At 68.1% G+C, this 26,737-nt stretch carries 26 protein-coding genes and 1 riboswitch; of the genes, 11 read left to right on the top strand and 15 right to left on the bottom strand.

Translation table 11 applies throughout. From position 1 onward, the window contains the following. Window positions 1-40: 40 nt before the first annotated feature. From AC5RTY_RS04335 to gcvH, 3 genes are read right to left on the bottom strand one after another with little or no spacing between them, the layout of a single operon-like run. Entirely contained in the window at window positions 41-1,456 is a 1,416-nt protein-coding gene (locus AC5RTY_RS04335; protein ID WP_494139037.1) for an L-serine ammonia-lyase, read from the bottom strand. A 9-nt stretch (window positions 1,457-1,465) separates the two neighbouring features. Further along, window positions 1,466-2,779: a serine hydroxymethyltransferase gene (gene glyA, locus AC5RTY_RS04330; RefSeq protein ID WP_494100670.1), complete on the bottom strand. Its 1,314-nt coding sequence runs from the start codon at window positions 2,777-2,779 to the stop codon at window positions 1,466-1,468. 8 nt (window positions 2,780-2,787) lie between these two features. Continuing rightward, entirely contained in the window at window positions 2,788-3,174 is a 387-nt protein-coding gene (gene gcvH / locus AC5RTY_RS04325) for a glycine cleavage system protein GcvH (protein ID WP_494024070.1), read from the bottom strand. Window positions 3,175-3,619: 445 nt separating this feature from the next. Continuing rightward, window positions 3,620-3,721, bottom strand: a riboswitch (glycine riboswitch). Window positions 3,722-4,160: 439 nt separating this feature from the next. On the opposite strand from gcvH, the gene AC5RTY_RS04320 reads away from it, so the two are divergent. Beyond that, a complete protein-coding gene (locus AC5RTY_RS04320) occupies window positions 4,161-4,937 on the top strand; it encodes a peptidoglycan-binding protein (protein WP_494139036.1) in 777 nt (258 codons plus the stop codon). 7 nt (window positions 4,938-4,944) lie between these two features. Continuing rightward, entirely contained in the window at window positions 4,945-7,410 is a 2,466-nt protein-coding gene (locus AC5RTY_RS04315) for a hypothetical protein (RefSeq protein WP_494139035.1), read from the top strand. Between the two features lie 109 nt (window positions 7,411-7,519). On the opposite strand, the gene AC5RTY_RS04310 is transcribed toward AC5RTY_RS04315, so the two are convergent. Further along, entirely contained in the window at window positions 7,520-9,097 is a 1,578-nt protein-coding gene (locus AC5RTY_RS04310; RefSeq protein WP_494139034.1) for an amino acid permease, read from the bottom strand. A gap of 257 nt (window positions 9,098-9,354) precedes the next feature. Next, on the bottom strand, window positions 9,355-10,167 hold the full coding sequence (locus AC5RTY_RS04305; RefSeq protein ID WP_494139033.1) for an SGNH/GDSL hydrolase family protein: 813 nt from the start codon (window positions 10,165-10,167) through the stop codon (window positions 9,355-9,357). A 168-nt stretch (window positions 10,168-10,335) separates the two neighbouring features. On the opposite strand from AC5RTY_RS04305, the gene AC5RTY_RS04300 reads away from it, so the two are divergent. Further along, window positions 10,336-10,479 carry a hypothetical protein gene (locus AC5RTY_RS04300; RefSeq protein WP_494001112.1) on the top strand — a complete coding sequence of 48 codons (144 nt, stop codon included), beginning with the start codon at window positions 10,336-10,338 and terminating at the stop codon, window positions 10,477-10,479. A 34-nt stretch (window positions 10,480-10,513) separates the two neighbouring features. Here the strand turns inward: AC5RTY_RS04300 and AC5RTY_RS04295 are convergent, their stop codons facing one another. Continuing rightward, window positions 10,514-11,266 (bottom strand): hypothetical protein, encoded by a 753-nt coding sequence (locus tag AC5RTY_RS04295; protein WP_494139032.1) that lies wholly within the window; start codon window positions 11,264-11,266, stop codon window positions 10,514-10,516. A gap of 351 nt (window positions 11,267-11,617) precedes the next feature. Here AC5RTY_RS04295 and AC5RTY_RS04290 point away from each other — a divergent pair, with 351 nt between their 5' ends. Next, the gene (locus AC5RTY_RS04290; protein ID WP_494024298.1) at window positions 11,618-12,439 is read left to right on the top strand and encodes an oxidoreductase; all 822 of its coding nucleotides are present in this window, start codon (window positions 11,618-11,620) and stop codon (window positions 12,437-12,439) included. Window positions 12,440-12,477: 38 nt separating this feature from the next. Here AC5RTY_RS04290 and scpC read toward each other — a convergent pair whose 3' ends face one another. Then, window positions 12,478-13,998 (bottom strand): succinyl-CoA:acetate CoA-transferase ScpC, encoded by a 1,521-nt coding sequence (scpC, locus tag AC5RTY_RS04285; RefSeq protein WP_494139031.1) that lies wholly within the window; start codon window positions 13,996-13,998, stop codon window positions 12,478-12,480. Window positions 13,999-14,129: 131 nt separating this feature from the next. Next, complete coding sequence (locus AC5RTY_RS04280; protein ID WP_494139030.1) at window positions 14,130-15,029, bottom strand: LysR family transcriptional regulator ArgP; 900 nt, start codon at window positions 15,027-15,029, stop codon at window positions 14,130-14,132. A 40-nt stretch (window positions 15,030-15,069) separates the two neighbouring features. On the opposite strand from AC5RTY_RS04280, the gene AC5RTY_RS04275 reads away from it, so the two are divergent. Continuing rightward, window positions 15,070-15,720 carry a LysE/ArgO family amino acid transporter gene (locus tag AC5RTY_RS04275; RefSeq protein ID WP_494139029.1) on the top strand — a complete coding sequence of 217 codons (651 nt, stop codon included), beginning with the start codon at window positions 15,070-15,072 and terminating at the stop codon, window positions 15,718-15,720. 22 nt (window positions 15,721-15,742) lie between these two features. Further along, complete coding sequence (locus tag AC5RTY_RS04270; RefSeq protein ID WP_494024078.1) at window positions 15,743-16,264, top strand: metallophosphoesterase family protein; 522 nt, start codon at window positions 15,743-15,745, stop codon at window positions 16,262-16,264. Here the strand turns inward: AC5RTY_RS04270 and AC5RTY_RS04265 are convergent. Then, on the bottom strand, window positions 16,261-16,455 hold the full coding sequence (locus AC5RTY_RS04265; protein WP_493979809.1) for a DUF2795 domain-containing protein: 195 nt from the start codon (window positions 16,453-16,455) through the stop codon (window positions 16,261-16,263). The two genes, AC5RTY_RS04270 and AC5RTY_RS04265, sit on opposite strands and share 4 nt — an antisense overlap. Before the next feature lie 371 nt (window positions 16,456-16,826). On the opposite strand from AC5RTY_RS04265, the gene AC5RTY_RS04260 reads away from it, so the two are divergent. The 3 genes from AC5RTY_RS04260 to AC5RTY_RS04250 all read left to right on the top strand — a co-directional run bounded on the left by AC5RTY_RS04260 (window position 16,827) and on the right by AC5RTY_RS04250 (window position 20,593). Then, window positions 16,827-17,498: a transglycosylase family protein gene (locus tag AC5RTY_RS04260; RefSeq protein ID WP_494139028.1), complete on the top strand. Its 672-nt coding sequence runs from the start codon at window positions 16,827-16,829 to the stop codon at window positions 17,496-17,498. Window positions 17,499-17,613: 115 nt separating this feature from the next. After that, on the top strand, window positions 17,614-19,305 hold the full coding sequence (locus tag AC5RTY_RS04255) for a long-chain-fatty-acid--CoA ligase (RefSeq protein ID WP_494139027.1): 1,692 nt from the start codon (window positions 17,614-17,616) through the stop codon (window positions 19,303-19,305). A 298-nt stretch (window positions 19,306-19,603) separates the two neighbouring features. Further along, window positions 19,604-20,593, top strand: coding sequence for an ABC transporter substrate-binding protein (locus AC5RTY_RS04250; RefSeq protein ID WP_494025072.1), 990 nt, complete (start codon window positions 19,604-19,606; stop codon window positions 20,591-20,593). Window positions 20,594-20,701: 108 nt separating this feature from the next. Here AC5RTY_RS04250 and AC5RTY_RS04245 read toward each other — a convergent pair whose 3' ends face one another. Then, the gene (locus tag AC5RTY_RS04245; RefSeq protein WP_494025073.1) at window positions 20,702-21,286 is read right to left on the bottom strand and encodes an LOG family protein; all 585 of its coding nucleotides are present in this window, start codon (window positions 21,284-21,286) and stop codon (window positions 20,702-20,704) included. Window positions 21,287-21,322: 36 nt separating this feature from the next. Between AC5RTY_RS04245 and AC5RTY_RS04240 the strand changes: the two genes are divergently transcribed. Next, entirely contained in the window at window positions 21,323-21,862 is a 540-nt protein-coding gene (locus AC5RTY_RS04240; RefSeq protein ID WP_494139026.1) for a DinB family protein, read from the top strand. 46 nt (window positions 21,863-21,908) lie between these two features. Here the strand turns inward: AC5RTY_RS04240 and AC5RTY_RS04235 are convergent, their stop codons facing one another. From AC5RTY_RS04235 to AC5RTY_RS04225, 3 genes are all read right to left on the bottom strand, one after another. After that, on the bottom strand, window positions 21,909-22,124 hold the full coding sequence (locus tag AC5RTY_RS04235; protein WP_494127652.1) for an Rv3202a family protein: 216 nt from the start codon (window positions 22,122-22,124) through the stop codon (window positions 21,909-21,911). 61 nt (window positions 22,125-22,185) lie between these two features. Further along, entirely contained in the window at window positions 22,186-22,485 is a 300-nt protein-coding gene (locus tag AC5RTY_RS04230) for a MoaD/ThiS family protein (RefSeq protein WP_494074564.1), read from the bottom strand. A gap of 14 nt (window positions 22,486-22,499) precedes the next feature. Continuing rightward, window positions 22,500-23,597: a WD40/YVTN/BNR-like repeat-containing protein gene (locus tag AC5RTY_RS04225; protein WP_494139025.1), complete on the bottom strand. Its 1,098-nt coding sequence runs from the start codon at window positions 23,595-23,597 to the stop codon at window positions 22,500-22,502. A 95-nt stretch (window positions 23,598-23,692) separates the two neighbouring features. On the opposite strand from AC5RTY_RS04225, the gene AC5RTY_RS04220 reads away from it, so the two are divergent. Then, window positions 23,693-24,961: an MFS transporter gene (locus tag AC5RTY_RS04220; RefSeq protein WP_494139024.1), complete on the top strand. Its 1,269-nt coding sequence runs from the start codon at window positions 23,693-23,695 to the stop codon at window positions 24,959-24,961. A gap of 146 nt (window positions 24,962-25,107) precedes the next feature. Here the strand turns inward: AC5RTY_RS04220 and bcp are convergent, their stop codons facing one another. Continuing rightward, entirely contained in the window at window positions 25,108-25,572 is a 465-nt protein-coding gene (bcp, locus tag AC5RTY_RS04215; protein ID WP_494139023.1) for a thioredoxin-dependent thiol peroxidase, read from the bottom strand. Between the two features lie 193 nt (window positions 25,573-25,765). After that, on the bottom strand, window positions 25,766-26,731 hold the full coding sequence (locus AC5RTY_RS04210; protein ID WP_494139022.1) for a PDR/VanB family oxidoreductase: 966 nt from the start codon (window positions 26,729-26,731) through the stop codon (window positions 25,766-25,768). Window positions 26,732-26,737 lie beyond the last annotated feature (6 nt).

Raw genomic sequence — 26,737 nt, 5'->3', positions numbered from 1 at the left:
AAGACCGCCGCCCGTGGATTGTCGCCGGATCGGGATGCGCCTAGCATTCGACGACGTTGACGGCCAGGCCTCCCATCGCGGTTTCCTTGTACTTGGAGCTCATGTCCTTGCCGGTTTCGCGCATGGTGATGATGACTTCGTCCAGCGAGACGCGGTGCGTCCCGTCGCCCCAGAGCGCCATCTTCGCCGCGTTCACGGCCTTGGCGGCGCCGATGGCGTTGCGTTCGATGCAGGGGATCTGCACCAGGCCGCCGATCGGGTCGCAGGTCAGCCCCAGGTTGTGCTCCATGGCGATCTCGGCGGCGTTTTCCACCTGCGCGGGGCTGCCGCCCATCACCTCGGCCAGTCCCGCTGCAGCCATCGAGGACGCGGAACCCACCTCGCCCTGGCAGCCGACCTCGGCGCCGGAGATGGAGGCCTGCTCTTTGTAGAGGACCCCGACGGCGGCGGCAGCCAGCAGGAACTTGACAATGACGTCTTCCTTGTCCGCCTGCGTCGCCTTGTCCATGCCCGGCGCGTAGTGGGTGGCGTAGAACATGACCGCGGGGATGATGCCGGCCGCGCCGTTGGTCGGTGCGGTGACGACGCGGCCGCCCGAGGCGTTCTCCTCGTTCACGGCCAGGGCCACCAGGTTGACCCATTCCTGCCAGTATTTGTGGTCCCGGTCCTTGTCTTCCTTGAGCAGCCGCTCATGCCAGTCGGGGGCACGGCGCCGGACGTTCAGCCCGCCGGGCAGAACACCTTCGCGCTTGATGGCGGAGTCCTTGCATTCCTCCATCACCTGCCAGATGTGGAGCAGGCCTGCGCGGATGTCCGCCTCGGAGCGCGAGGCCTTCTCGTTGAGCATCATGATGTCGCTGATGCCAAGGCCGGTGTTGCGGCAGTGTTCGAGCAGTTCCGCCGCCGTCCGGAAGGGGTAGGGGAGCTCGTCCTTGCTGGCATCCAGGTCTTGGGCTGCCGCACCTTCCTCGCCGTCGCGGACCACGAAGCCGCCGCCCACGGAAAAGAACGTGGCCTCGTGAAGGACCGTGCCGGCGTCGTCGGTCACCTGGAATTTCATCCCGTTAGTGTGCCGGGGCAGCACGGTAAGCGGGTGCTGCACCATGTCCTCGACCCGGTAGTCCAGAACCCGTCCGGCCGAGCCCTCGACCCGCGCGCACAACTGCAGCTCGCCGGTCGAGGCCATCTCCGCCAGCCGGGTTTCGACGTCGTCCGGCAGGATCTGCTCGGGTTGAAAGCCTTCCAGCCCGAGCATCACCGCCGTGAACGTTCCGTGGCCGCGGCCGGTGGCCGCGAGGGACCCGTACAGGTCCACCCGCAGGCCGGCGACCCGATCCAGCACGCCGGTTGACACCAGTTCCCCGGCAAAGACCGCGGCCGCCCGCATCGGGCCGACGGTGTGCGAACTGGAGGGACCGATGCCCACGGTAAAGAGGTCGAAGACGCCTACGGCCATGATGGCTCCTCAGCGCCCTTCGGTGGGCGTGGAAACCGGTGCCAGGTCCGGGTAGAGCGGGTGCGCCTCGGCCAGTGCTTCCACCCGGGCCTTCAGGCCGGACAGGTCAGCGGCCGGCCCGGCGATGAGGGCCTCGGCGATGATGTCCGCGACCTGGCGGAACGCCTCGTCGCCGAAGCCGCGGGTGGCCAGCGCCGGCGTGCCGATGCGCAGGCCGGAGGTGACCATGGGCGGCCGCGGGTCGAACGGCACCGCGTTGCGGTTCACCGTGATGTCGATGGCGGCCAGAAGGTCCTCGCCCTGCTGGCCGTCCAGCTCCGAATTGCGCAGGTCAACCAGGACCAGGTGCACGTCCGTGCCGCCGGTCAGCACCGTGATGCCCTTCTCCGCAACGTCCTGCTGCGACAGCCGCTCGGCCAGGATCCGTGCGCCCGCCAGCGTACGCTGCTGGCGGTCGGCGAATTCCTCGGAGGCGGCAACCTTGAACGCCACGGCCTTGCCCGCGATGACATGTTCGAGCGGCCCGCCCTGCTGGCCGGGGAACACCGCGGAATTGATCTTCTTGGCGATGTCCGCCTCGTTGGTCAGGATGATGCCGCCGCGCGGACCCGCCAGCGTCTTGTGCGTGGTGGACGTGACCACGTGGGCGTGCGGCACCGGGCTGGCGTGCAGGCCGGCGGCCACCAGGCCGGCGATGTGTGCCATGTCCACCATCAGGTACGCCCCGACGTCGTCGGCGATCCGGCGGAATTCCGCGAAGTCGAGCTCGCGCGGATAGGCGGACCAGCCGGCGATGATCAGCTGCGGCTGGTGCTCGTGCGCCAGCCGCTCCACCTCGGCCATGTCGACCCGGTGGTCCTCCTCGGAGACGCCATAGGCGGCCACGTTGTAGAGCCTGCCGGAGAAGTTGATCTTCATGCCGTGGGTCAGGTGTCCGCCGTGGGCCAGGTTCAGTCCCAGGATGGTGTCGCCGGGCTTGATCAGGGCGTGCATTACCGAGGCGTTGGCCTGCGCGCCGGAGTGCGGCTGGACGTTGGCGAAGCCGGCGCCGAACAGCTCCTTGACCCGGTCGATGGCCAGCTGCTCGATCACGTCGACGTGCTCGCAGCCGCCGTAGTACCGGCGCCCCGGGTAACCCTCGGCGTATTTGTTGGTTAGCACCGAGCCCTGGGCCTGCATGACGGCGACGGGGGTGTGGTTCTCGGAGGCGATCATTTCCAGCCCGGACTGTTGGCGGCGCAGCTCGTTGTCGATCTGGGCGGCAATTTCCGGATCGAGGACACCCAGGTCCGCGTTCAGGCTGGTGCTGGCGACCGCCGTCATTGCCGCGCTCACGCTACTTCACCACCGTTGGCGGAGGCGTACTCCTCGGCGGAGAGCAGCGGGCCCTCCTCCGACACCTGGACGGTGAACAGCCAGCCGGCACCGTAGGGGTCATCGTTGATCACGGCGGGGTCGGCCACGGCGTCGCCGTTGACTTCGATGACCTCACCGGTCACCGGGGAGTAGAGGTCCGAAACGGACTTGGTGGACTCGATTTCACCGCAGGTCTCGCCGGCCGTCACGACTGTACCGACCTCGGGGAGATCCACGTACACGATGTCGCCCAGCGCCTCGGTTGCCACGGCAGAAACGCCGATTTTGGACGGGCCGGAACCGTCGGCGGCCACCCACTCGTGCTCCGCGGAGTATCGTAGTGCGGCGTTGACTTTGCTCACTGTGATGCCTTTCTTAAACACGCTTTTTTGTTGAGGAGATGAGAGGAGGTCGCCTCGGCCCCTGTAGTGCACCCGTTTTGTTCGCCTTGACGCTTCGTGGGCGGAAGCACGTGCGGACGGCGATCATGGCTTCGATGAAGCTGTGGATGGCGGCCGGATCCCCGGACTCCTTGGCTCGAGGATCAGGGCGCCGGGCACCGGGGAACGACGGGGCGGGAATTAAGGTGGGGCCAGGGCCGGCAACCAAGTCTTTGAGCGATGGCTGCGGAGGACGCGCCGCTGCAGGTCAGAAGTCATGAGGAACTCCAAGATTGGGCCGGCGCGAGGGCTCGGCTGGGATTTGGGTTCCTCCCCGCTCTGTATTTGACCTGAGAGATTCCGCGGAGTGTGTTCCGCTTGCACCGTCGGTGAGCCAGGCTGCTGCCTGACTGCTTTCCAGAGTTGCCTAGCCGCGGCGGTACATGAGCCTGAGAGATTCCTGGGGAGGATTTGCTCCTACGGCGCCTGCCCGGATGGTGTGCGGAGAGGACTCTCCCGCCACGGTTCGAAAGGCATTCAGTTGTGGGTGATTCGCCTCACACCCTACACACAGTGCCGGTGGGATCCCAAATTCCCGCCGCCAAACATCGGGCCCCTTCGCCGCTCAAGGGTTGCGCCGGCCGCCAATTCAGGGCCCCGTCCCGCCGACCGTTACTCTCCGGTCCCGGCGGCCGCCACTCTCCGATCTCACCGGCCGCCGCTCTCCGGAAGTCCAGCCGGCAGTCACTCCCCGTCCCGGCACGTCCAGGGCCAGTCCGCCGCTGCGCCTGCGGCCGAAACGCTGGCGCCTACACAATAAATGGATTCATCAGTATGCTTTGCGTTGATGTCGCCGAGAGGAAGGCTGATGACCGAGGCGCCGGTACCGCCGGGCCGTTGACAAGAATCGACAGGTTTCGACAACGGGTTGGAACGAAAGGCGCTTTGCGCCGGAGACGGAGATTTTGATGAGCAACGACATGGGACGCACCCCGCTTTCGCCGGAGGAACTCGAATCCCAGTCCGGGACCGCGCTGCCGGACAAGGAAGTCGCGTCCATCCTGGATCTAAACGCCGATCTCGACCTGGCCATCGACGCGGCCGCGCCGATCGACCTGGCCGTCGCGGCCAACGCCAACGTGGCGGCCCCCATTGATGCCGCCGCCTCGGCCAACCTCCTCTCGTCCGGCTCCACGGCGCAGGCCCTGTCCGACCAGGGAGTCATCATCAATCAGGGCATCACCGCCGACGCGACCGCCGAGTCGACCCAGGACAGCACCATCGACCAGGGCAATGACACTGTGGGGGACGCCGGGGCAACGGCCGGTTCCGCTGGCGCGACGGGTGCCGCCGTCGGCGATTCCGGCCTTGCCCAGGAGGCCACCGGGCAGGAGGCAACTGCTCCGGCGCTGCTGCCCGACGGCACCCTGCCGGACGGGACCCTGCCGGACGGGACCCTGCCCGACACCGGATCCGTCACGGAAGGCCTCGGGTCGACCCTCGACGGAAACCTGCTCAACGTCAACGTCGATCTGGCCGCGGACGCCGATATTGCCGCCCCGATCAACGGCGCCGTGGCAGCCAACGCCAACGTTGCCGCGCCGATCGACGCCGCGGTGGCGGCGAATATCGGCTCGATCGACAGCAACGCCGTCGCGGTGGCGCAGCAAGACGCCATCATCAACCAGCAGATTGACGGCAGCGCCGAGGCCAGCGCCGGCCAGCAGTCCGATCTCGAACAATAGCCCCTGAATGAGCATCAGCCCGAGCCGGCCGCCGGCCACGAGTGACCCGCTGCCCGGCGGCCGGTCGGCTGCCCCTTTGATTGACGTCCCGGCGCTGGCCGACGGGGTGCAGCTCCTCGGACCGGCGCGGGGATCCGGCTACCGGGAGCCGCCCGCGCTGGTCCGGCGCGCGGACGGCCAGACGCTCCAGCTCACCCCGCTCCTGTATGCCATTCTGGAGGGCGTCGACGGCTCCCGGAGCCTCGACCAGATTGCCGAGCACGCCGGCGAGAAGTCCGGCAGGCTGATCACTGCCGGAAACGTGCAGACCCTGATCGACAAACAGCTGCTGCCGCTGGGCCTGCTGCGGCTCGCCGACGGCTCGCAGCCCGACGTCAAAAAGGCGAGCCCGCTGCTGGGCATGCGCTTCCGCTACACGGTCACGGATCCCGCGCTGACCCGGAAGCTGACGGCTCCGTTCGCCGTCCTGTTCCATCCGCTGATCGCCCTGCCCGTGACCCTGACCTTCCTGGCGGCGTGCTGGTGGGTGCTCATGGTCAAGGGCCTCGGCTCGGCAACCCATCAGGCCTTCGCCAACCCCGGGTTGCTGCTCCTGGTTTTCGCCATCACCATTCTTTCGGCCGGCTTCCACGAGTTCGGCCATGCGGCCGGGGCGCGCCGCGGCGGCGCAACGCCGGGAGCCATGGGCGTGGGCCTGTACCTGATCTGGCCGGCCTTCTACACCGATGTCACCGACTCCTACCGCCTGGGACGCGGTGGCCGGCTCCGCACGGACCTGGGCGGCCTGTACTTCAACGCCATCGTCGTGGTGGGCACGATAGGCGCCTGGTGGCTCACCGGTTTCGACGCGCTGCTGCTCGTGGTGGTGACCCAGATCCTGCAGATGGTGCGCCAACTGCTGCCCCTGGTCCGCTTCGACGGCTACCACATCCTCGCCGACGCCACCGGGGTTCCCGACCTGTTCCAACGGATCAAGCCCACCCTCCTGGGGCTGCTGCCCTGGCGGTGGTCCGACCCCGAACCCAAGCTGCTCAAGCCCTGGGCCAGGGCCGTCGTGACCGCCTGGGTCCTGATTACGGTGCCGCTGCTCCTGTTTTGCCTGGCCATGATGGTGGTCTCGCTTCCCCGGGTCCTGGGGACGGCCTGGGCCAGCATCATGGACCAACACAGGCTGCTGGCCGATGCCGGTTCGGACGGCGACGTCGCCGGCATGGCCGTGCGTGTCCTGGCGATCACCGCCGTCGCGCTTCCCGTTCTCGGGATTGCCTACATCCTGCTGCGCCTGGCCCGCCAGCTTGGCACGGCGGCCTGGGCGAAAACCCGTGGCCGGCCGCTCCGGCGGGTGACCGCCATGGCCGCCGCCGCAGCCGTTCTGGCCGGCCTGGCCTGGGCCTGGTGGCCCGACGACGGCGCCTACCGCCCGGTGCAGCCCTACGAACGCGGAACCCTGTTCGATGCGGCGGCTTCCTTCGCCCCGATGTCACCGCCAGGGCTGGCAGAAGGCGGCGCAGGACAAACGGTGGCGGCATGGCCCTCCGGCACCGACCTGCCCACGGCGGAGGAACCGCAACTGGCGATGGTCCTCGTTCCCCGCGAGCTGCAGGCCGGGCACCAGAAGACCGCTGCGGCGGACACCGCCGAGGATTTACAGAACGACGGCGGTTCCGGCACCACCGTTACTGAGGCCGGCGCCGGCACACCACCGGCCTGGGTCTTCCCGTTCGACCGGCCGCTGGCCCCCGAGGAGGATGGTAACCAGGCCCTGGCCGTGAACGTTGAGGACGGATCCGTGGTCTACGACGTCGCCTTCGCCCTGGTGTGGGCCGAAGACGGGCCGGTAGACGCCACGAACGAGGCCTACGCCTTCGCTTCCTGCCGGGGCTGCACCGCCGTCGCCGTCGGCTTCCAGGTTGTCCTGATCCTCGGCCAGGCCGACGTCGTCGTCCCCCAAAACCTTTCGGCGGCGGCCAACTACAACTGCGTCGAGTGCCTCACCTACGCCCTCGCCAGCCAGCTTGTCCTCACCCTCGACGGTCCGCTCAGCGACGCAGGCATGGAGAAACTGGCAACCCTGTGGGAAGAGATCGCGGCCTACGGCCGGTCGCTCGAAGACGTTCCCCTGGACGAGATCCAGGCCCGCCTGAACGACTACAAGGTGCGCATCCTCGGCATCATCGAACAGGACGCCGCCATCGGTGACGGCAGCGCCGACACAGGCACCGACGCGGCGTCCGAAACAGACGAGACCGCCGACACTGGCTTGTCTCCCGAGGCAACACCTCCGGCGGACACCGGCAGCGGATTGCCACCCGCCCCGGCAGAGGCACCCGCCGGTGAGCCCGAGCCCGGAACGGCGACGACATCCCCGGCACCGATGGCCACCGGCACGCCGCAACCCGAACCCGCCCCCGTGCAGGAACCTGCCCCCGCACCCACTCCCGCCGACGAGCCCGCTCCGGCGCCGAGCGGGTGACACCGGGCAGGTTGCCGCCATAACGTGGCGAGCGGCTACGGCCGGGGCCCCGCAGCGCTTGATTACCGCCGGTGCCCCGCTGCGCCTGGGTAGCCCCGGGGCAGCAGGGTCACCGGGTGGCGCCGGACGGTTCGTCCTCGAGGTCCTCCGGCGCCCGGAGGTCCATCTCAAGCAGCGGCACCATCTTGGACTTGGTGATGAAGCGGTGGGCCAGCCATAGGGCGATGAAGACCGGCAGCCCGATGTAGGAGGAAAGCACCTCCATGCCCCGTCCGGCAAGCACGGCCTCGTAGTTCTGTCCGGCGATCACCAGGACCAGCATGGCGAAGGCCAGCAGCGGGCCGACGGGGAACAGGGAAGCCTTGTACGGCAAGTCGCTGACCTTGTTGCCCTGCGCCAGAAAGCCGCGCCTGAAGCGGTAGTGGGAGATGGCGATTCCCGCCCACACGATGAAGCCGCACAGGCCGGACATGTTCAGCAGCCAGGAGTAGGCCGCGCCCTGACCGACGATCGCTGAGAGGAACCCGAAGAGTCCCACGGCCGCGGTGGCCAGGAGCGCCGGAATCGGCACGCCGCGCGCATTGGTACGTTGGAAGATTTTCGGGGCCTTGCCGTCATGGGCCATGGCGTAAAGCATGCGCGTGGAGGCATACAGTCCGGAGTTGCCCGCCGAGAGGATGGCGGTCAGGATCACCGCGTTCATCAGAGCCGCCGCGAAGGCAATCCCGGCGCGCGAGAAGACGAGCGTGAACGGGGATACTGCGACATCGGCCTCGCCGGAGGCCAGCAGACTCGGATCGGTGAACGGGATGAGGCAGCCGATGATGAAGATGGCGCCGATGTAGAAGAGCATGATGCGCCAGAAGACCGTGCGGATGGCCTTCGGCACTTCGCGGCGCGGGTTCTTGGCTTCGCCCGCGGCCACGCCCACCAGCTCGGTGCCCTGGAAGGAGAACCCGGCGATCATGAAGACCGAGATGATCGAGACCCAACCGCCGTGGAAAACTTCATCGCGGTTTTCCCAGTTGCTCAGGCCTGGGGAATTATCCCCGAGGATGCCGAAGATCATCAGCACGCCGGCGATCAGGAAGAGCACGACTGCGGCGACCTTGATCAGGGAGAGCCAGAACTCCGACTCCCCGAAGGACTTGGCGGAGAGGGCGTTGAGCCCGGTCAAGACGAGCAGAAAGATCCCGGCCCACACCCAGCCCGGGACTCCCGGGAACCAAAAGTCCATGATGATTCCGGCGGCGACCAGCTCAGCGGCCACCGTGATGGCCCAGTTGAACCAGTAGTTCCAGCCGATCGCGAACCCGAAGGACGGCGAGACAAAACGGGTGGCAAAGGTCTGGAAGGAGCCGGCGACCGGAATCTTGGCCGACATTTCGCCCAGCGACTGCATCAGCAGGAACACCATCAGTCCGACCAGCGCATAGGCGGCCAAGGCTCCGCCGGGACCCGCTTGGGAAATCGTGCCGCCCGAGGCCACGAACAGCCCCGTGCCGATCGCACCGCCGATGGCGATCATTTGCAGGTGGCGGCTGCTCAGCCCGCGCTTGAGTTCGTTGTCGGCCCTGCCGGAGGTGCGGCCCGCCCCTGACCCTGGAAAGGATCCGCGTCGTGTTTCTGCAGCTGGTGTGGGCGCCACAGCACTGTCGTCTGTATGCGTGGGGGAGCTGAGTCCCATTGTGCCTCCGGAAGGTAGCAGCGGTGGTTCAGCTTTCCGGGCGGGCCGCCGGAAAGGACGGTGATCAAGCTAACACGCGCAGAAAATGAGTCGTTAAGCAGGGCGGATGTTGCTGACAAGAACTTCAAAATCTTACGAGTACCGGCGTCCCCCGCACGAAAAGCAGCAGAGTTGCTAATCCGGTCGCGCTTTTGGGTAGATGTCTCTTGTTCATCTGGTAGGGGCCGTGCTGGATGCCCGGTGGCTGACATGCAGGTTCAGCGGCGTCCTTGGAAGGCTTGCCATGTCAGCTCGGCCAGTGCGGCCTGGCCGGCGGGGCCGGGGTGGAAATAGTCCAGTGTGCTGATCTCGTGGGCGGAGAACTTGTAGGCGTACACGGCGCCCCGGTCCCAGTGGCAGTTCCCGTACCGTGCACACGTCTCCGCGAGGATCTCATTGAAGGCCCGCTCGCGGGCAACCACTTCCTGCCGCTGGTTCTCGGTGAGCTCGGCGCCAAGCACGGAGGGGCAGGTTCCATTGGCCGCCCAGACCCGTCTGGCCTCCTGATCGGTGCGCAAAACGGACCACAGGCGATGAAGGTCGGGAATGCTGCTGACGTAGATGCGGGCCCGCGGCAGCCCGCGGTGCAGCGAATTGAGGGCAGCCGCGACGTGCCTGGCGAAATCGGCGGTGGACGTCATCGCTGATGCCGACGAGGCGCACAGGTCGTTGGCTCCGATGAGCAGGGTGATGTAGTCCGCCTTCTGGGCCACGGCCATGGACGCCTGTCCAGGAAGATCTGCCGCCTTGGCGCCGCTTGCCGAGTCGTTGAAGTTGTTGTTGTTGATCTGGGGGTGCAGCGCCGCCAGCCGCTCGTAGTGGCTGCGGATGTCGTCGGACCGCCCGTCGCCGGTTGACCAGGACTTGGCCGGGTAGTTGCCGGGCCGGCAACAGGTGTTTGCGGCCTGGGTAATGGAATCTCCGAGTCCCGCAATGGCACTTGGATACGTTCGCGGGGCGACGGATCCAGGCAGAGCAAGCAGCGCCAACAGCATCAGCGGCAGGATCAGGAACCGGACGGTGCTGCCCACGGAACCCCTTCCATGTCGAAGACTCTAACCACCGGCAGCGACTGTCGCCATAGAACCGGGACGGTAGATGAACATCCCGAGCGTGACCGAAGTTGAGCAGGCCGGCACCAAGCGGCAGATGGCGCGTGTCTTGGCACCGGGAGCGGCCTGTCCACGTAGGGTCGAGTCATGGATGGGCACCAAGCGACCGAACTGGAAGGGCAGACGACGATCAACGAGTTGCTTGACGAGCCGGTCGGCGTTGCACCGATCCAAATGACACTGCCGATCTATGTCCAGCTTGCGGCGGGAGAGTTCCGCCGCCTTTCCTGAATTCCTCACGCCGTCTGAGTGCTATCGACATCGGCTAGGTCCAGCGCGAAGCCGCCGGCCGGCGCCGCCAAGCACTGATCAAAAGCCAGATACTCCAGACGAGGCTCGCCGCGATGCCAACCAGGGTCGGCAGGGCGTTATTCGGCGAAAATCCTTCGGCACCAATGACCCAACCCTGCACCAGGTAAGCCAAACCGGTCAGCCCCAGCAAGGAGCCCACGAACCTTGATACCCGGCCGCTCCAGATAATAGCGACGGCAAACAGCACAAACGAGAGCCCCAGCAACAGACTTTGGTAACCGCGGGCGCCCCATTCCAGCCAACGAATCCCTTCCGCGACATCGAAGCGGGCGGCCTTCTCCGCCTCCGGCGCGGCTGCCCAGGCATCCACCGCCTGCTTCAGGGCAACGCCGTCAACGGCTTGAAGGACCGCATAAAGCGGCAGCGCCGCTGCCGCGGCGACGCCGGCAAACCGTGACACCCAGGAAGCCGCGCCGCGGTGGATGTCCAGGGCCGCGAACAGGACCAGCAGCCCGGCAATCAAGATTGTCATTCCCACGAACTGGCCCACATGAATCCCGGTCCAGGCAGCACTGTTCGCGTACTCGGAGAAGGCTGCTGCATGATCATTGGCGTTGGCAGCGCCAGGGTGGAATATTCCGGCCAGCAAGGAGACCAGCACCCCGGCAAAGAGCAGAGTTGCGGCCAGCCGCAGCCGCGAGCGGGTGGGCACTGGTGAATCCTGCTCATCTGCGCGAGTGGGCCGGACGACGCCGTCTTGATCCATGATCCGCCTCCCGACGGCGGCCCGGCTGCGTCTGCTGTCTTGAGGGGTCTGCCTTGGGCCGCCACTATGCAACGGGGTAAAGCCCTCGTATTGCCAACAGTGTGCTCCGGACTTCGGCACTTGTCGAGACGGCGGGAGCGGCAGCGGTAGGGTGCCCGCAAGGGACGTTCAGAGGGCCACAGGGCAAGCCGGGTCGGCATCCGCTGCTCTACACTCGGGGCCGCTACACTGGCGCCATCGACGGTTGCCGGCGGGTCTTTGGTGCCGACGGCGGCGCCCGGACGTCGCCGGACGAGCAGGGCACCGCCGTCGCGATGGTTTTGACGAAGTGAGGCGGACGGCGCGATGGCGATGGACAAAACGGCACTGGTAACCGGAGCGTCTTCCGGCATTGGGGAACACACCTGCCGGGAACTGGCACGCGGCGGCTTCACCGTCTACGCCGCCGCGCGCCGCGTGGAGCGGATGCGCCCGCTGGAAGCGCACGGGATCCGCGTCCTCGAGATGGACCTGACCGACGACGCGTCGATGGTGCGCGGGGTGGAGCAGATCCTGTCGGAGCAGGGACGGCTGGACGTGCTGGTCAACAATGCCGGGTACGCCTCCTACGGCGCCATCGAGAACGTGCCGCTGGAGGACGCCCGGCAGCAGTTCGAGGTGAACCTGTTCGGGCTGGGGCGGCTTATCCAACTGGCGGCCCCGGCCATGCGGGCCCAGGGCAGCGGGCGGATCATCAACGTCTCCTCGATCGGCGGCGTCTTCTACGAACCCCTCGGCGGCTGGTACCACGCGGCGAAATTCGCGGTCGAAGGTTTGTCGGACTGCCTTCGCGTGGAGCTCAAGCCCTTCGGCATCGACGTGGTGATCGTCGAGCCCGGGCCGATCCTGACCGAGTGGGACGCCATCGCGGTGGAGAGTCTGCAGCGGAGTTCCGAAGGCACGGCGTATGCGCAGCAGGCGGAGAGCGTGGCGCGGGCGATTGGCGGGGCCTACACGGAACGCACGGGAACGCGGCCGGAGGTCGTTGGCCGCCGCATTGCCCGGGTGGCGGGCGCGCGGCGCACGCGCAGCCGGTACCCGGTCGGGAGGGGCGCGCGGACGATCATGGGCGCCCGCCGGCTGCTGCCCGACCGGGTCTTCGACGCCGTGCTCGCCAGAATCTACCAGCGCTGAGCCTGCGCCTCGCAGCCTTGGGTGGGGGATGCGGACCGTTACTGCTCTGCGGGGAGCATGCTGCCCGTCTCCACGAAGCGCTGGTGCCACGACAAGGCCTCCCCGAGCAGGTGCGGGGTGTGCTTGCCGAAGCTGTCCCGGCAGGCGCGGTCGAAGTAGTCCTGCAGCATCGGGCGGTAGTCCGGGTGCGCGCAGGTCTCGATGATCTTGCGCGCCCGCTGCTTCGGCGCGAGGCCGCGCAGGTCGGCCAGCCCCTGCTCGGTGATCACGATCATCGTGTCGTGCTCGGTGTGGTCGACGTGGCTGGCCATCGGCACGATGCTGGAGACCTTCCCGCCCTTGGCCATGCTGGGGGACATGAAGACGGACAGGTAGCTGTTCCGGGCGAAGTCGCCGGAGCCGCCGATGCCGTTCATGACCTTGGTGCCGGCCACGTGCGTGGAGTTGATGTTGCCGTAGATGTCCGCCTCGATCATCCCGTTGAGTGAGATGCAGCCCAGTCGGCGGACCAGCTCGGGGTGGTTGGAGATCTCCTGGGTGCGCAGGATGATGCGCTCGCGGTAGTAGTCGACGTTGGCGTTGAACTCCTCCAGGCCCGTGCGGCTGAGCGAGAAGGACGTGGCGGAGGCCATGCGCAGCACACCCTCCTTGAGCAGCTGCAGCATGCCGTCCTGGATGACCTCGGTGTAGGCGGTGAGGCCGCGGTAGCCGCCGGCCGCCAGGCCCTCCAGCACGGCGTTGGGGATATTGCCGACGCCGGACTGCAGCGGGAGCAGCTGCTCGGTCAGGCGCCCGCGCCGGACCTCGTGGTCCAGGAAGTCCAGCAGGTGGCCCGCGATCTGCTGCGACGCGTCGTCGGGCGGGTTAAAGGGGGAGTTCCGGTCCGGCGCGTCGGTGTGCACGACGGCCACGATCTTGTCCGGATCCACCTGCAGGTAGAGTTCGCCGATCCGGTCGTCGGGGTGCTCGAGCGGGATCGGCCTGCGCTCCGGCGGCAGGGCGGTGCCGTAGTAGACGTCGTGCATGCCCTCGAGACCCACCGGCTGGGCGTTGTTGATCTCCACGATGACCTGGCTGGCCTGCCGGAGCCAGGTCATGTTGTTGCCCACCGAGGTGGACGGGATGAGCCGTCCGTCCTCGAGGATGCCCACCGCCTCGACCACGGCCAGGTCGACGTCGCCGAAAAACCCGAACCAGGTGTGCTGGGCGACGTGGCTGAGGTGCATGTCGATGTAGTCCAGCTCGCCGGCATTGATCCGTTCGCGCAGCGCCGGGTCCGACTGGTAGGGCAGGCGCAGCTGCATCCCGTCGACCTTGGCGAGGGCGCCGTCCAGCTCGGGGGCCGTCGAAGCGCCGGTGAGTACGCGGATTTTGAACTGCTCCCCGGCCGCGTGCGCGGTTTCCATCCGTGCCGCGAGCGCCTGCGGCACCGCCTTCGGATAACCGGCGCCGGTGAAGCCGCTCATGGCCACGGTCATCCCGGGTTTAATCAGTTCAGCCGCCTGCTCCGCGCTCATCACGCGCTCGAGCAGGCGGGCGTTGCGAATGCGGTCTTGCATCGTGCCCCTTCGTCTGGATCTCCCCCTCCACTGTAGGGGCCGGGCACCGCTGCCGGGGCTCGGGGCCGAGAAAACGGCGCCTTTGGCGGCGGGCGGAGGCGCCGCGCGCGGCAGGATTTCCGGGCGCGGGGCTAGTGCTGCCGCAGCTGTTCCCGGGCGGTCTGCCGAACGCAGGCAGTCAGTTCGTCCAGGACCGGCGAGCTGATTTTCCAGCGCTGCCAGTACAACGGCACGTCCACCGGCAGGTCGGGTGCCAGTTCGTGCAGCGTCCCGTCGCGGACGTCCGCCAGGCACTGTTGCTCCGGCAGCAGGGCCCAGCCAAGGCCCAGCCGGACCGCAGCGGCAAACTCCGCCGACGCGGGCAGATAATGCCGCGGCGCCCCCAGCGTAACGCCGGTCAGTTCCCGGTAGAAGCGCTCCTGCAGGTCGTCCTTGCGGTCAAAATCCAGCACCGGCGCGCCCGCAAGCCACGCCAGGTCGTCGTGCCCGGTCCCGGCTGGCCGCCAGTGCTCCAGGTAGGCCGGGCTCGCCACCGCCCGGTAGCGCAGCGCGCCGAGGGCCTCCACCGAGCAGCCCTGAACCGGTTCCGGCGTCGCCGTCACCGCCGCCGTCACCCGTCCGGCCCGCAGCAGGGAGGTCGAATGCTGCTCGTCTTCGCGGTGGACTTCGAAAAACACGCCCCGCTCGCGCGGCATGCGGGCCAGCGCGCCCAGGAACCACGTGGCCAGCGAATCCGCGTTCACCACGAGCGGCAGGGCCACGCCGTCACCGTCGCCGCCGAGTTCGCGCTGCGCATCGTCCTGCAGGACCCGCACCTGCCGCGCCAGCCGCAGCACCACGTCTCCGGCCGCAGTCGGCCGCACCGGAGCGGTGCGCTGCAACAGGACCTGCCCCGCCGCTTGCTCCATCGCCTTGATCCGTTGGGACACCGCCGAAGGCGTCACGTGGAGCACGCGGGAGGCGGCATCGAAGCTGCCCTCCTGAACGACGACGGCGAAGGTCGCCAAGTGGTCGAATTGGAAGGGCTGCATAAGGCTAGCTTATGTAACGCAAGTTTCTTTAGCTGTACTGATGCTCGGGTTGTCAGTAGCGTCGACTGTTGTGACCACCGCTATTGCTCCCACCGTTATGTTGGGCCTGGGAACCGGGCTGGCCCTGATCGTCGCCATCGGGGCGCAAAACGCCTTCGTGCTGCGCCAGGGCATCCGCGGCGAGCACATCGGCGTCGTCGTTCTCATCTGCGCGGTGTCCGATGCAGTGCTGATCACCGCCGGCATTGCCGGCATCGGTGCCGTGATCCGTGCCGCTCCGGCGGTTGTGGACGTCATCCGCCTGGGCGGGGCGGCGTTCCTGCTGGCCTACGCGGTGTTCGCCGCCAAACGGGCGATCAGGCCGGGGGTGCTGACCGCCTCGGCCAATCGCTCCGGCGGGGGACTAGCCGCAACGGCTGCCACGGCGCTGGCCCTGACCTGGCTGAACCCGCACGTCTATCTGGACACGGTCCTCTTGCTCGGTTCCATCGCCAACACCCAGGGGCCGGAACTGCGCTGGTATTTCGGCGCCGGCGCCGTGGCGGGCAGCCTCATCTGGTTCGGCGCCCTCGGCTTCGGCGCCCGGCTGCTGCGGCCCTTCTTCGCCCGGCCCGGCTCCTGGCGCCTGCTCGACGGGCTGATCGCCGTCGTCATGCTGGCGCTCGGGCTGCGGATGGCCTTCGGCCTCTGACCCGATATGCGAGGATGCCGGTATGGCCACCTCATTGCTGCTGCTGGCGGACACCCACGTGCCGAAGCGGGCGCGGCACCTCCCGGACCAGGTGTGGGACGCGGTGGAGACGGCCGACGTCGTCTTCCACGCCGGCGATTGGGTCACCGCCGGGCTGCTCAACGACCTGGAAGAGCGGAGCCGGCGGCTGGTCGGGGTGTACGGCAACAACGACGGCGATGACCTGCGCGCGCGGCTGCCGGAGATTGCCCGGGCGACCATCGCCGGGATCCGGTTCGCCATGGTGCACGAAACCGGGGCGGCAAAGGGGCGCGAACAGCGCTGCCAAGCCCGCTTCCCGGATGCCGACGTGCTGGTGTTTGGCCACAGCCACATCCCCTGGGACACCACGGCGCCCGGCGGCCTGCGGCTGCTGAACCCGGGTTCGCCCACGGACCGCCGCCGCCAGCCGGTCTGCACGTACATGACCGCGACGGCCGACGGCGGCCGCCTCTTCGACGTCGAGGTGGTGCCGGTGGACAGGGCTGCCGGCCGAGGGCGCTAGTTGCCGGCTACCGCTTTGCTGACCTCGGCCGGGCTTTCGTACTGCTTGTCGGGGAGATTCTTGAGCGCCGAGAGGACGTCGTCCCCGGCTCCGGATTGTTCCGCCTTCTTCACCAGGTCGGCGGCGGATGCCGGGTAGTCCACGCCGCCCAGCGCCTTCTGGATGTCAATGGGACTGGGATTTTCTGCCATGGGAAAACCTTCCGATCGAATAGGAATCCCCACGCTACGTGCTGGGCCGGGCAGTGGGAAGGGCCCATAGGGGCGCGGGCGCGCCTAGCCGTAATTCGAGCCGCCGCGCGCACCGACACGCTGGTGGCAGATCACGGTTTTGCAACGTTGGTTACTTTACGGTAACGTGCAGTTCGTGCGCGGGCGAGATGACCGTGCCAGGGGATGCCGGAACTTCCGGCATGAACTACCCATGGAATGCCCGGACGCTGCCCACGCCTTTCGCCGTCAGAATGGCAGACGTCCACATGACCTCGATTATGCGAGTGGCTGACGGCGGTGCGGAGACGTTCGGGGACGGACTGAGCACAAGGCGGCCTCAACGGAGCATTGTGAATCCAAACAAAAACCTGAACCTCAGCCGTGCCCTGCGTGGCGGCCTCGCCGCCGTCGCCCTGACAGGAGCCAGCGTTGCGCTGGTCGGACCGGCCGCGAACGCCGCCGACGGGGCAACCTGGGACGCACTGGCCCAGTGCGAATCCGGCGGCGACTGGAACATCAACACCGGCAACGGCTACTCGGGCGGCCTGCAGTTCGCCCCGGGGACGTGGGCGGCTAACGGCGGCAGCGGTTCTGCCGCTGATGCAAGCCGCGCCGAGCAAATTGCCGTGGCCGAGAACGTCCTGGACAGCCAGGGCTGGGGCGCTTGGCCCGCCTGCTCGTCCAAGCTGGGCCTGGCCGGCGGCGGCGGAGGGTCGCAGGTGAGCAGCCAGTCGGCCCAGATCCAGCAGGCACCCGTCCAGCAGGCACCGGTCGCCCAGGCGCCGGTCCAGCAGGCCCCGGTCGCCCAGGCTCCGGCCCCGGCACCGACCGCACCCGCGGTCCAGGCACCGGCGGTCAGCGGCGAAACCTACACCGTGCAGCCCGGCGACACCCTCGGCAAGATCGCCGAGAACATGGGCCTTCAGGGCGGATGGCAGGAGTTGTTCGCCGCCAACGCGGACACCGTTTCCGATCCGAACCTGATCTTCGTGGACCAGGTTCTGCAGCTGCCCGCGCAGTAATCCGGCATGTACCAGCAGCGCCCCGTTCTCCGTCAGGAGGGCGGGGCGCTGCTGGTTGGGCCCAAAAGACGCGCCCTAGACTGGTAGCAACCGAGTGAGAGGACGTGTCACTGCTGTGTCCACCGTTGAGAATCGCCCGTGGCTGCAGAACTACCAGCCAGGCGTGCCGGCCGAGATCGACGTACCGACCGAATCCCTGTCGCACATGCTGGAAGACTCGGTCCGCCGGTTCCGGAGGAAGACGGCCCTCGACTTTTTCGGCGCCACGACCAGCTATCGGGAACTGGGCCGGCAGATAGACCGGGCGGCGGAAGGCCTGCGCCGGCTCGGCGTAGGCCCGGGCAGCCGCGTGGCCTTGATCCTGCCGAACTGCCCCCAGCACGTGGTGGCCTTCTACGCCGTGCTGCGTCTGGGCGCCGTCGTCGTCGAACATAATCCGCTGTACACCGAGCGCGAACTCCGCCACCAGTTCGAGGACCACGGGGCGACGGTTGCCGTTGTCTGGAACAACGTGGTGGCCAAGGTGCAGGCGTTTCCGCCGGACATCGAGGTTAAGGCGATCGTGTCGGTGGACCTCGCCCGGGCGATGCCCCGGGCCAAGCGCCTGGCCCTGCGGCTGCCCGTCCCGGCGGCCAGGACCGCACGGAAGGCGCTGACCACCCGGGTTAAGGGAACTGTGACGTGGGAGAGGCTGCTGCAGGCCAGGCCGCTGAAGAAGTCGCACCCCCGGCCGGCGGTGACCGACCTGGCGGCCATCCAGTACACCTCCGGCACCACCGGCAAACCCAAGGGCGCCATGCTCACGCACCGGAACCTGCGGGCCAACGCGGAGCAGGGCCGCGCGTGGATGCACGGCGTGTCCGAGGGCAAGGAGGTCATGTACGCGATCCTGCCGATGTTCCACGCCTTCGGGATGACACTGCACCTGACGTTCGGGGTGCTCATCGGCGCGCGGGTGGTCCTGTTTCCCAAGTTTGACGTGGATCTGGTGCTGGCAGCGGCGAAGAAGACCCCGCCCACCATCTTCTGCGCGGTGCCGCCCATCTACGAGCGGACCGCCCGGGAGGCCAGGAAGCGCCGGGTGGATTTGGGGTCCGTGCGGTTCGCCATCTCGGGTGCCATGAACCTGCCGCAGGCCACCGTGGACCTGTGGGAGGAGACCGCCGGCGGCCTGCTGGTGGAGGGTTACGGGATGACGGAGACCTCGCCGGTGGCCCTGGGCAACCCGTTCGCGCCGACGCGGCAGAACGGCACGATCGGTGTCCCGTTCCCCAGCACGGAGATGCGGGTGGTTGACCCGGAGGACCCGGCGCGCGACGTCGCGCGGGGACAGCCGGGCGAACTCCTGATCCGCGGCCCGCAGGTCTTCCAGGGGTATTGGGGCAAGCCGGAGGAAACGGCGGAGGTCCTGCTCGACGGCGGCTGGGTGCGCACCGGCGACATCGTCACCGTGGACGCGCAGCACAACGTCCGCATCGTCGACCGGGTGAAGGAACTGATCATCACCGGCGGCTTCAACGTCTCGCCGTCCGAAGTCGAAGACGCCCTCCGCTCACACCCCGACGTCGTGGAGGCCGCGGCGGTCGGCCTTCCGCGCCCGGAGGGCGGCGAGGAGGTGGCGGCCGTCGTCGTGCTTCGCCCCGGAGGCGCCGTCCGGCTGGACGAACAGGGGTTGCGGGACTACTGCCGCGGCCGGTTGGCCGCGTACAAGGTCCCGCGCCAAATCGTCGCGGTTCAGGAGCTGCCCAAGTCGATCCTGGGCAAGGTGCTGCGCAAGCAGGTCAAGGAGCAACTCGCCGCCCGGTGAGGGCGAGTGCTGGCGGGCCCGGCAACAAGGGGGCGACGACGAGCAGAGTGGGTGGCGTGAACCAGCGGGGGCGGGGGTGACGCGAACAAGGGGTGACGCGCGAACCAGTGGGGGCGGGGGTGACGCGAACAAGGGGTGACGCCAACAAGTGGGTGACGCGTCACATTTCGAACGCGCGGCAGGCGTGCGGTGTGAGCCGTGACATAGTGGTCCCCGGTGGCAGCGCAAGGACCGCGCTCTCCGGTTGGGGGAGATCCGCGGGCACTGTCACTTGATTTTTTCGAACTGAGGAAGTGACATGAAGCGAACATTCCTGACGCTGCTGGCCGGTGTCTCCGCGCTTGGCCTGGCGGCTTGTGGATCCGGATCGCCCAGCGGCGGCGGAGGCAACGAGGCCGGGGGGAACGAATCCGCCGGCGCCGGCGACCTGACCAAGGTGACCGTTGGCGTGATCCCGATTGTGGACACCGCCCCGCTGTGGCTCGGTGACTCGAAGGGTTTCTTCGAAGAAGAGGGCCTGGACCTGGACATCCAGAACGTCGCCGGCGGCGCGGCGGCCATCCCCGCCGTGGTCAGCGGCGGGTTCGACTTCGCCTTCGGCAACGTCGTCTCGGTCATGGTTGCCAACGACAAGGGCCTGGACATCCAGCTGGTGGCCAACGGCAACTCCACCTCGGGAGACACCTCGCACGACTTCGGCGGGGTGGTGGTGAAGGGCGATTCGGACATCAAGTCGCCCAAGGACCTGGCCGGCAAGACCGTGTCCGTGAATACCCTCTCCAACATCGGCGACACCACGATCCGCAGCGTGATCGAGGCCGACGGCGGCGACCCCGAGAGCGTGAAGTTCGTCGAGATCGGTTTCCCGGACGCCCCGGCCGCGCTGGCCAACGGTCAGGTTGACGCCGCGTGGATCCTGGACCCGTTCCTGTCCCAGTCCGTCGAGGACGGCGGCCGCGTGGTCTCCTACAACTTCGCCGACTTCGACAAGAACCTGGACATTTCCGGCTACTTCGCTACCGGCGAGACGGTCTCCGGCGATCCGGAGCTGGTCAAGAAGTTCCAGGCCGCGATGAACCGCTCGCTGGAGTACGCGCAGGAGAACCCGGACGAGGTCCGCGAGATTGTGGGCACCTACACCAAGATCGACGAGGACGCCCGCGCGGAGATGGCCCTGCCCACGTTCCGCAAGGACTTCAACATGGAGGCGGCGCAGAAGCTCGCCGACGCCGCCCTGAAGTACGGCACGCTGCAGAAGCCGGCGGAACTGGACAAGTTCTTCCCGTAGGCTTCAACGTCTTACCCCGGTACGACGGCGGGACCTCCCGGCCGTCTGCTGCCCACGACAGCGCCTCTCCCGGACGGGAGGGGCGCTGTCTGCATTCCGCTGAGGCCGCTAGATGCGGCTGCGCTCGCCGGGGTCCCGCCACTTGCGCACCGGCGGCGTCCAGTCCTCGATGGCGTCCAGCAGTTCGGCGGCGGAGCCTGCCACGATGACCGCATCCCGGTAGTCCTGCTTGAGGAAGCCGCCTGCGACCAGGCCGTCGATGGTCGCCAGCAGCTGGTCCCAGAAACCGTTGATGTTCAGGAAGGCCACCGGCTTCTCGTGGATCCCGAGCTGAAGCCACGTCCAGGCCTCGAAAATTTCCTCCAGCGTTCCGATGCCGCCCGGAAGCGCCACGAAGGCGTCGGCCAGGTCCGCCATCATTTGTTTGCGCTCGTGCATGGAGTCCACCACGTGCAGGGTGCTCAGCCCGACGTGCCCCACTTCGGTCTTGTCCAACGATTCGGGGATCACGCCCACCACGTCGCCGCCGGCTGCCACCGCACTGTCCGCGACGACGCCCATCAGGCCTACCTGCCCGCCGCCGTACACGATACCGATGCCGCGCGAGGCCAGTTCCGTGGCGAACCGCTCCGCCTCCCGCGCGTAGACGTCGTCCCTGCCGCTGGCCGATCCCGTGAAAACTGCAAGTCGCATGCGGCCATTATTCCAGTGCCGCTAGACTCGCTGACCATGAGCGACGTGGACGAGCAAGGCCGCACCGACCCTCCGCTGGCGGCGGGGGAGGCGGAGACCCTGCTGGGTTTCCTGGAGTTCCACCGCGCCACCTTCGAATGGAAGTGCGCCGGCCTGGGTGCCAAGGAGTTGGCGGCGCGGCTGGCTCCGTCGAGCATGACGTTGGGCGGGATGCTCAAGCATCTGGCGTTCGTCGAAGACTACTGGTTCTCCGTACGGTTGCACGGGCAGGACCCGCAGCCACCCTGGGACACTGTGGACTGGAAGGCCAGCCCGGACTGGGACTGGCAGTCCGCGGCCGAAGACACACCGGAACAGCTCCGCCGCATGTGGAAAGCCGCCGTGGCACGCTCCCGCTCCCTGACCGCTGAAGCCCTGGCCGACGGGGGCCTCGACGGGGCCGGCTCGGCGGCCGGGTCCACTGCCGGGGTTCCCGGCCTGCGGTGGATCCTGGTCCACATGATCGAGGAGTACTCGCGGCACAACGGGCATGCCGACCTGCTGCGCGAGGCAGTGGACGGACTGGTCGGGGAGTAGCGGGCGGCGCGCCTTGGCCGCTCAGGGCCGATTCGGGTAACCGCTGCTACTCGGCTTCCCCGCGCGGATACTCGTCGTCCTCGTCGGACTTGACCAGTTCCAGCTGCTCCTGCAGGTCCGCCTCGTTCGCCTCCCAGGTGGAGGTTATCTCCGGGGATGCTTCGTGTTCCAGGTCGTCACTGCGGACTGGAAGGGCCTGTTCCTGCACGTCCGCCTCGTTGGCTTCCGTGATGTCTGCTTCGTGCTGGCTGTTGCTGGTCATCGGGTCCCTCCTCCAAGTTGCGGCGGCTATTGGTACACCATTGTCGGCTTAATCGTCGATCCTATCCACCGGCGACGGACTGGATAATCAGCAGTTCCTGGCCAGGTTCCACGAGCGTCGCCGGTCCCTGCAGCGTGCGGATGTCCTCGCCGTCGAGATACAGATTGACGTAGCGGCGGATGGCACCGGTTTCGTTGCGGACCCGGCGGTTGAAGACCGGGTAATCGCCGGCCAAGGCGTCCAGGATCTCCGCCACTGATCGGGGGCCGGATGCCGGCACGGTCAGCTCCCGCTGCTCGCCGGTCACCTTGGCCAGCAGGCTGGGCACGACGACGGTGACCGCTTTTTCTGCCACACCCACCACGGCATTCCTCCTTACAGGGTGGCCGCGCGGACGCACAGGACGTCCGGCAGCCCCGAGGCCACTTCCACGAAGACTTCGCCCTCGTCGGCACTGGCGTACACCGAGCCGCCGCGGGTGCCGAAGTAGACGCCGGCCGGATCGCCGGTGTCCACGGCGGCCGCGTCGCGCAGCACCACGTTGTAATCCTGGTCCGGCAGCCCGGTGGCGAAACGCGCCCAGGTGGCGCCGCCGTCGTCGGTCCGGTGCACGGCGAGATGCCCGTCCGGCGGAATCCGCTCGCCGTCGGCCTTGATCGGGACCACCCATGCGGTCCGGGACCTGCGCGGATGGGTGAGCATGACGAAACCGAAATCGGTGGGCAGCCCGTCGGCAATGGACTGCCAGTTGTCGCCGGAATCGTCCGAGCGGTAGACGCCGTGGTGGTTCTGCGCGAAGAGCGTGGACGGATCAGCGGCATCCCGGGCGATCTTGTGGACGCACTGGCCCACCTCGGGATTCGGATCGGGCATGAAGTAGGCGCTGATGCCGTGGTTGCGTGCCTGCCAGCTGGCGCCGCCGTCGGTGGTCCGGTACACGCCCCCGGTGCTCATCGCCACGTGCACGGTGTCCGGATCCTTGGGGCTCGGCAGGACCGAATGGACCGCCGCTCCGCCGTAACCGGCCCCCCACTGGTCCTTGTCCGGATGGTCCCACAGGCTGCGGTTGAGCTCGAAGTGCTCGCCGCCGTCGGTGGACTTCCAGACCGAAATCGGTTCGCAGCCGGCCCAGACAACGCCCGGCCGGTCCGCGGCGTCCGGCTGGATCTGCCAGATCCGCTCCACCGCGGCGCCGTCGTTGTCGCCGAAGCGGATGGCGCCGTTCTCCGGTTCGGTCCAGGTCTCGCCGAGGTCCTCCGAGCGGAAGATTGTGGGCCCCCAGTGTTCGGAGCGGGCTCCCACCAGCAGGCGGGTCGGGCCGCCGCGCTGGTCGATCCCGATGCTGGGGATCTCGTTCATCAAAAAGTGCGGGCCGGACAGGGACCAATTGGTCCGGTCGCGGCTGGTAGCCAGCCACAGCCCTTTCTTGGTCCCGATCGCCAGGACCGTCTCCCCAGTAGCCATGCCACCCATTCGACCACCGGGGCACCGGCTGCGCAACGGTTTTGCGACGAACGGCCGGGCGCGGGGCAGAATGGGGAGGCCGGCCGTACTTCAGGAACGAGGACATGAGCACGCATCCGCCGAACCAGCCCGGCTCCCGCCTCTGGCTTTGGGTCCTGATGGCGGCCGCCGTGCTGACCCAGACGTCCCTGAACGTGTCGCGGCCGGTGGTTTCGTACAAGCTGCTGGCCCTGGGCGGAGACGCGGCAGTCATCGGCGTGGTGACCGCCGTCTACGCCGTGCTGCCGGTGGTGGCGGCGCTGTGGCTGGGGCGGGTGAGCGACCGGATTCCGTCGCTCAAGGGCATGGTCGCGTTGGGTGCGGCCCTGCTGGCGGTGGCTACGCTGGGGCTGGCCTTGGCACAGGGGTTCGCGGTCATCGCGATCTCGATGGCCCTGCTCGGGGTGGGACACCTCGTGTTCACCATTGCCGGCCAGTCCGCCATCGGGCGCTATGCGCCGCTGAAAAAGATGGACAGCGGTTTCGGCTGGTTCACCGCAGCGTTTTCGCTGGGCCAGTTGGTCGGCCCGCTGTTGGCCGGGCTGCTGCTGGGCAGCGAGACCGCGGGAGTGGGGCCGAGCTGGCTTGGCGCCATCGACCTGACCCTGCTGCTGGCGGCCGGCATTGCCGCAGCCGGGGCGCCCGTGATGCTGATCGGCGCGCATCCCGGCGCCGCGGCCCGGCGGCTCCGCCGCGGCAAGAACGACGGCGGCGCCGCGCGGGAACCGGTGGTGAAGGAGCCGGTGAGCCAGATCCTGCGGCGGCCCGGCGTGGCCTGGAACATGCTCGCGTCCATGGCGCTGCTCTCGGTGATCGACATCCTGGTGGCGTTCCTGCCGCTGGTCGGCGAGGAACTCGGGGTGCCGCCGCTCTGGGTGGGCGTCCTGCTGGCCGTGCGGGCGGGCGCGTCGATCATCTCGCGGATCCTGCTGCCCTGGCTGGTGCACCGGTGGACCCGGATCCAGTTGCTGGTGGTTAGCCTGCTGGGCTCCGGCGCGGCGATCGCGGTGACGCCGTTCGTCCTGGAACCCTTCTGGGTGGCCGCGGCGGCGCTGTTCGTGGGCGGCTTCCTCCTGGGCCTGGGCCAGCCGCTGACCATGACGCTGATCAGCCACGCGGTGCGGCCGGAATCCCGGGGGTCGGCGCTGGCGCTGCGGCTGCTGGGCAACCGGGTGGGGCAGGTCGTGCTGCCGCTGGCGGCGGGTCTGGTGGCCGCCCCGCTAGGCCCGGGCGGCGCGATCTGGTTCTCCTGCGCGGTGCTGGGGGCCGCCGCCGCGGCACGGCTGACGGTGCGCACCGGCGGTGGCGGCGGCGGCCGGAAGCCGGCCGACTGAAGCCGGCCTGACTGCTCCGGTTCGGGCGCACGCTCCAATTCGGGCGACTGCTCCGGTTGTTTAGTGGAGCAGGCGCCCGAAACGGAGCGACGACGGCGCCAGCCCAGCACCGCCGTCGTGCTTGGAGTGTTGGGAAGTTTCCGGGATTAGACCCCGAGCGTCTCGCGCAGGCGTGCGACGTGGCCCTTGGCGTCCACGTCGTACTCGGCGTGCTTGATGGTTCCGTCGGGACCGATCACGAAAGTGCTGCGGAGCGTGCCGGTGAAGACCTTCCCGCCGAAGGTCTTGTCGCCGTAGGAGCCGTACGCCTTGGCCACGGCGAAGTCGGGGTCGGAGAGCAGCGGGAACGTCAGGCCCTCGGCGTCGCTGAACGCCTGGATGGCCTCGCGACCGTCCGGCGAGATGCCGATGACGTCGTAGTTGGCGGCCTGCAGGGAGTTGAGGCTGTCGCGGAAGTCGCAGGCCTCGGTGGTGCAGCCGGGGGTGGCGGCCTTGGGGTAGAAGTAGACCACCACGTTCCCGCCGGCGTAGTCGGACAGCGAGACCTTCTTGCCGTCGGCGTCGGAGAGGGTGAACTCGGGGGCGGACATGCCGGGTTGGAGCTGGGACAAGAAGATCCTCTTTCGTGGGAGGTAACAGTGGAAACTGTGGGTAACAGTGGAAACTGTGCCTTCGTCACCGAGTCTAATGGCGAGGCCGGCCGGAGCATGCTGCTGCCCCATCAATGCGTGAGGCATCGAGCGCTCCGGATGTATGGCCCGGTGTTAAACACCGGCCAGGGAGGGGCGGAAGCCCGGGGCCGGCTCAGATATCCAATACCAGACGCCTGCCCTTGCAGCGCGAGACGCAGATCATCATGGTGTCCCCGGCGGCGCGCTCCTCGTCCGAGAGCAGGCTGTCCCGGTGATCGGGCTCGCCGGAAATGACCGGGGTCTCGCAGGTGCCGCAGATGCCCTCGCGGCAGGAGTTAAGCACCGGAATGCCAATGTCCATCAAGGCCTGCAGGATGGTGGTGCCGGCGGGGACGGTGACCTCGGTGCCGTCAGCGGTCTCGACCACGAATTCGCTGTCTGCTTCCGCCGCGGCCGGCACGGGGGCGGGACCGGTAGCAAAGCGCTCGAAGTGGTACCTGCCCGGTTCCGCCCAGTCCGCTGTGAGTTTTTCGAGCGCGCCCAGCAGCGGACCGGGTCCGCACGCATAGACGTGGGCGGCGGCGTCGAGTTCGGCCAGCAGCGGTCCGAGCGGGAAGAGGCCGGACTCGTCGTCGGCGTGGAAGCGGACGCGCTCGCCGTAAGCGGCCAGTTCGTCCTGGAAGGCCATCGAGGTGCGGCTGCGGCCTAGGTAAACCAACGTCCAGTCCGCGCCGGCGGCCTCGGCCTGCCGAACCATCGCCAGGATCGGGGTGATGCCGATGCCGCCGGCGATGAACAGGTAGCTGCCGGCCGGTTCCAGGGCGAAGTTGTTCCGCGGGCCGCGCACCTGCAGCTTGGTGCCGGGCCGCAGCTCGTCATGGATCCAGGCCGAGCCTCCGCGTCCGGCCGGCTCCCGCAGCACGCCCAGGCGCCAGAAGTCGTCCTCCGGCCGGGAGCAGAGCGAGTACTGCCGCAGCAGTCCGTTGGGCAGCAGCACATCAACGTGCGCGCCGGCCTGCCACGCAGGCAAAGCCTCGCCCCGGGGATGCTGTAGCCGCAGCGCCACCACCGAGTCGGAGGCGGGCTCGATCCGGGTGACCTCGACGTCGAAGAAGCCGTCGTGCGGTGCGGTTTCCATAAAGTT

The organism is Arthrobacter sp. Y3224055, assembly GCF_059090825.1.
The sequence above is the reverse complement of the archived record's forward strand: the minus strand, read 5'-3'. Positions and strand labels throughout refer to the sequence as shown.

Bases quoted from the DNA above. Each gene is read 5' to 3' on its own strand.
- AC5RTY_RS04335 (WP_494139037.1), bottom strand. From the start codon at position 1,456: ATGGCCGTAGGCGTCTTCGACCTCTTTACCGTGGGCATCGGTCCCTCC.
- glyA (WP_494100670.1), bottom strand. From the start codon at position 2,779: ATGACGGCGGTCGCCAGCACCAGCCTGAACGCGGACCTGGGTGTCCTC.
- AC5RTY_RS04320 (WP_494139036.1), top strand. From the start codon at position 4,161: ATGAGCAACGACATGGGACGCACCCCGCTTTCGCCGGAGGAACTCGAA.
- AC5RTY_RS04315 (WP_494139035.1), top strand. From the start codon at position 4,945: ATGAGCATCAGCCCGAGCCGGCCGCCGGCCACGAGTGACCCGCTGCCC.
- AC5RTY_RS04310 (WP_494139034.1), bottom strand. From the start codon at position 9,097: ATGGGACTCAGCTCCCCCACGCATACAGACGACAGTGCTGTGGCGCCC.
- AC5RTY_RS04300 (WP_494001112.1), top strand. From the start codon at position 10,336: ATGGATGGGCACCAAGCGACCGAACTGGAAGGGCAGACGACGATCAAC.
- AC5RTY_RS04295 (WP_494139032.1), bottom strand. From the start codon at position 11,266: ATGGATCAAGACGGCGTCGTCCGGCCCACTCGCGCAGATGAGCAGGAT.
- AC5RTY_RS04290 (WP_494024298.1), top strand. From the start codon at position 11,618: ATGGACAAAACGGCACTGGTAACCGGAGCGTCTTCCGGCATTGGGGAA.
- scpC (WP_494139031.1), bottom strand. From the start codon at position 13,998: ATGCAAGACCGCATTCGCAACGCCCGCCTGCTCGAGCGCGTGATGAGC.
- AC5RTY_RS04280 (WP_494139030.1), bottom strand. From the start codon at position 15,029: ATGCAGCCCTTCCAATTCGACCACTTGGCGACCTTCGCCGTCGTCGTT.
- AC5RTY_RS04275 (WP_494139029.1), top strand. From the start codon at position 15,070: ATGCTCGGGTTGTCAGTAGCGTCGACTGTTGTGACCACCGCTATTGCT.
- AC5RTY_RS04270 (WP_494024078.1), top strand. From the start codon at position 15,743: ATGGCCACCTCATTGCTGCTGCTGGCGGACACCCACGTGCCGAAGCGG.
- AC5RTY_RS04265 (WP_493979809.1), bottom strand. From the start codon at position 16,455: ATGGCAGAAAATCCCAGTCCCATTGACATCCAGAAGGCGCTGGGCGGC.
- AC5RTY_RS04250 (WP_494025072.1), top strand. From the start codon at position 19,604: ATGAAGCGAACATTCCTGACGCTGCTGGCCGGTGTCTCCGCGCTTGGC.
- AC5RTY_RS04245 (WP_494025073.1), bottom strand. From the start codon at position 21,286: ATGCGACTTGCAGTTTTCACGGGATCGGCCAGCGGCAGGGACGACGTC.
- AC5RTY_RS04240 (WP_494139026.1), top strand. From the start codon at position 21,323: ATGAGCGACGTGGACGAGCAAGGCCGCACCGACCCTCCGCTGGCGGCG.
- AC5RTY_RS04235 (WP_494127652.1), bottom strand. From the start codon at position 22,124: ATGACCAGCAACAGCCAGCACGAAGCAGACATCACGGAAGCCAACGAG.
- AC5RTY_RS04225 (WP_494139025.1), bottom strand. From the start codon at position 23,597: ATGGGTGGCATGGCTACTGGGGAGACGGTCCTGGCGATCGGGACCAAG.
- AC5RTY_RS04220 (WP_494139024.1), top strand. From the start codon at position 23,693: ATGAGCACGCATCCGCCGAACCAGCCCGGCTCCCGCCTCTGGCTTTGG.
- AC5RTY_RS04210 (WP_494139022.1), bottom strand. From the start codon at position 26,731: ATGGAAACCGCACCGCACGACGGCTTCTTCGACGTCGAGGTCACCCGG.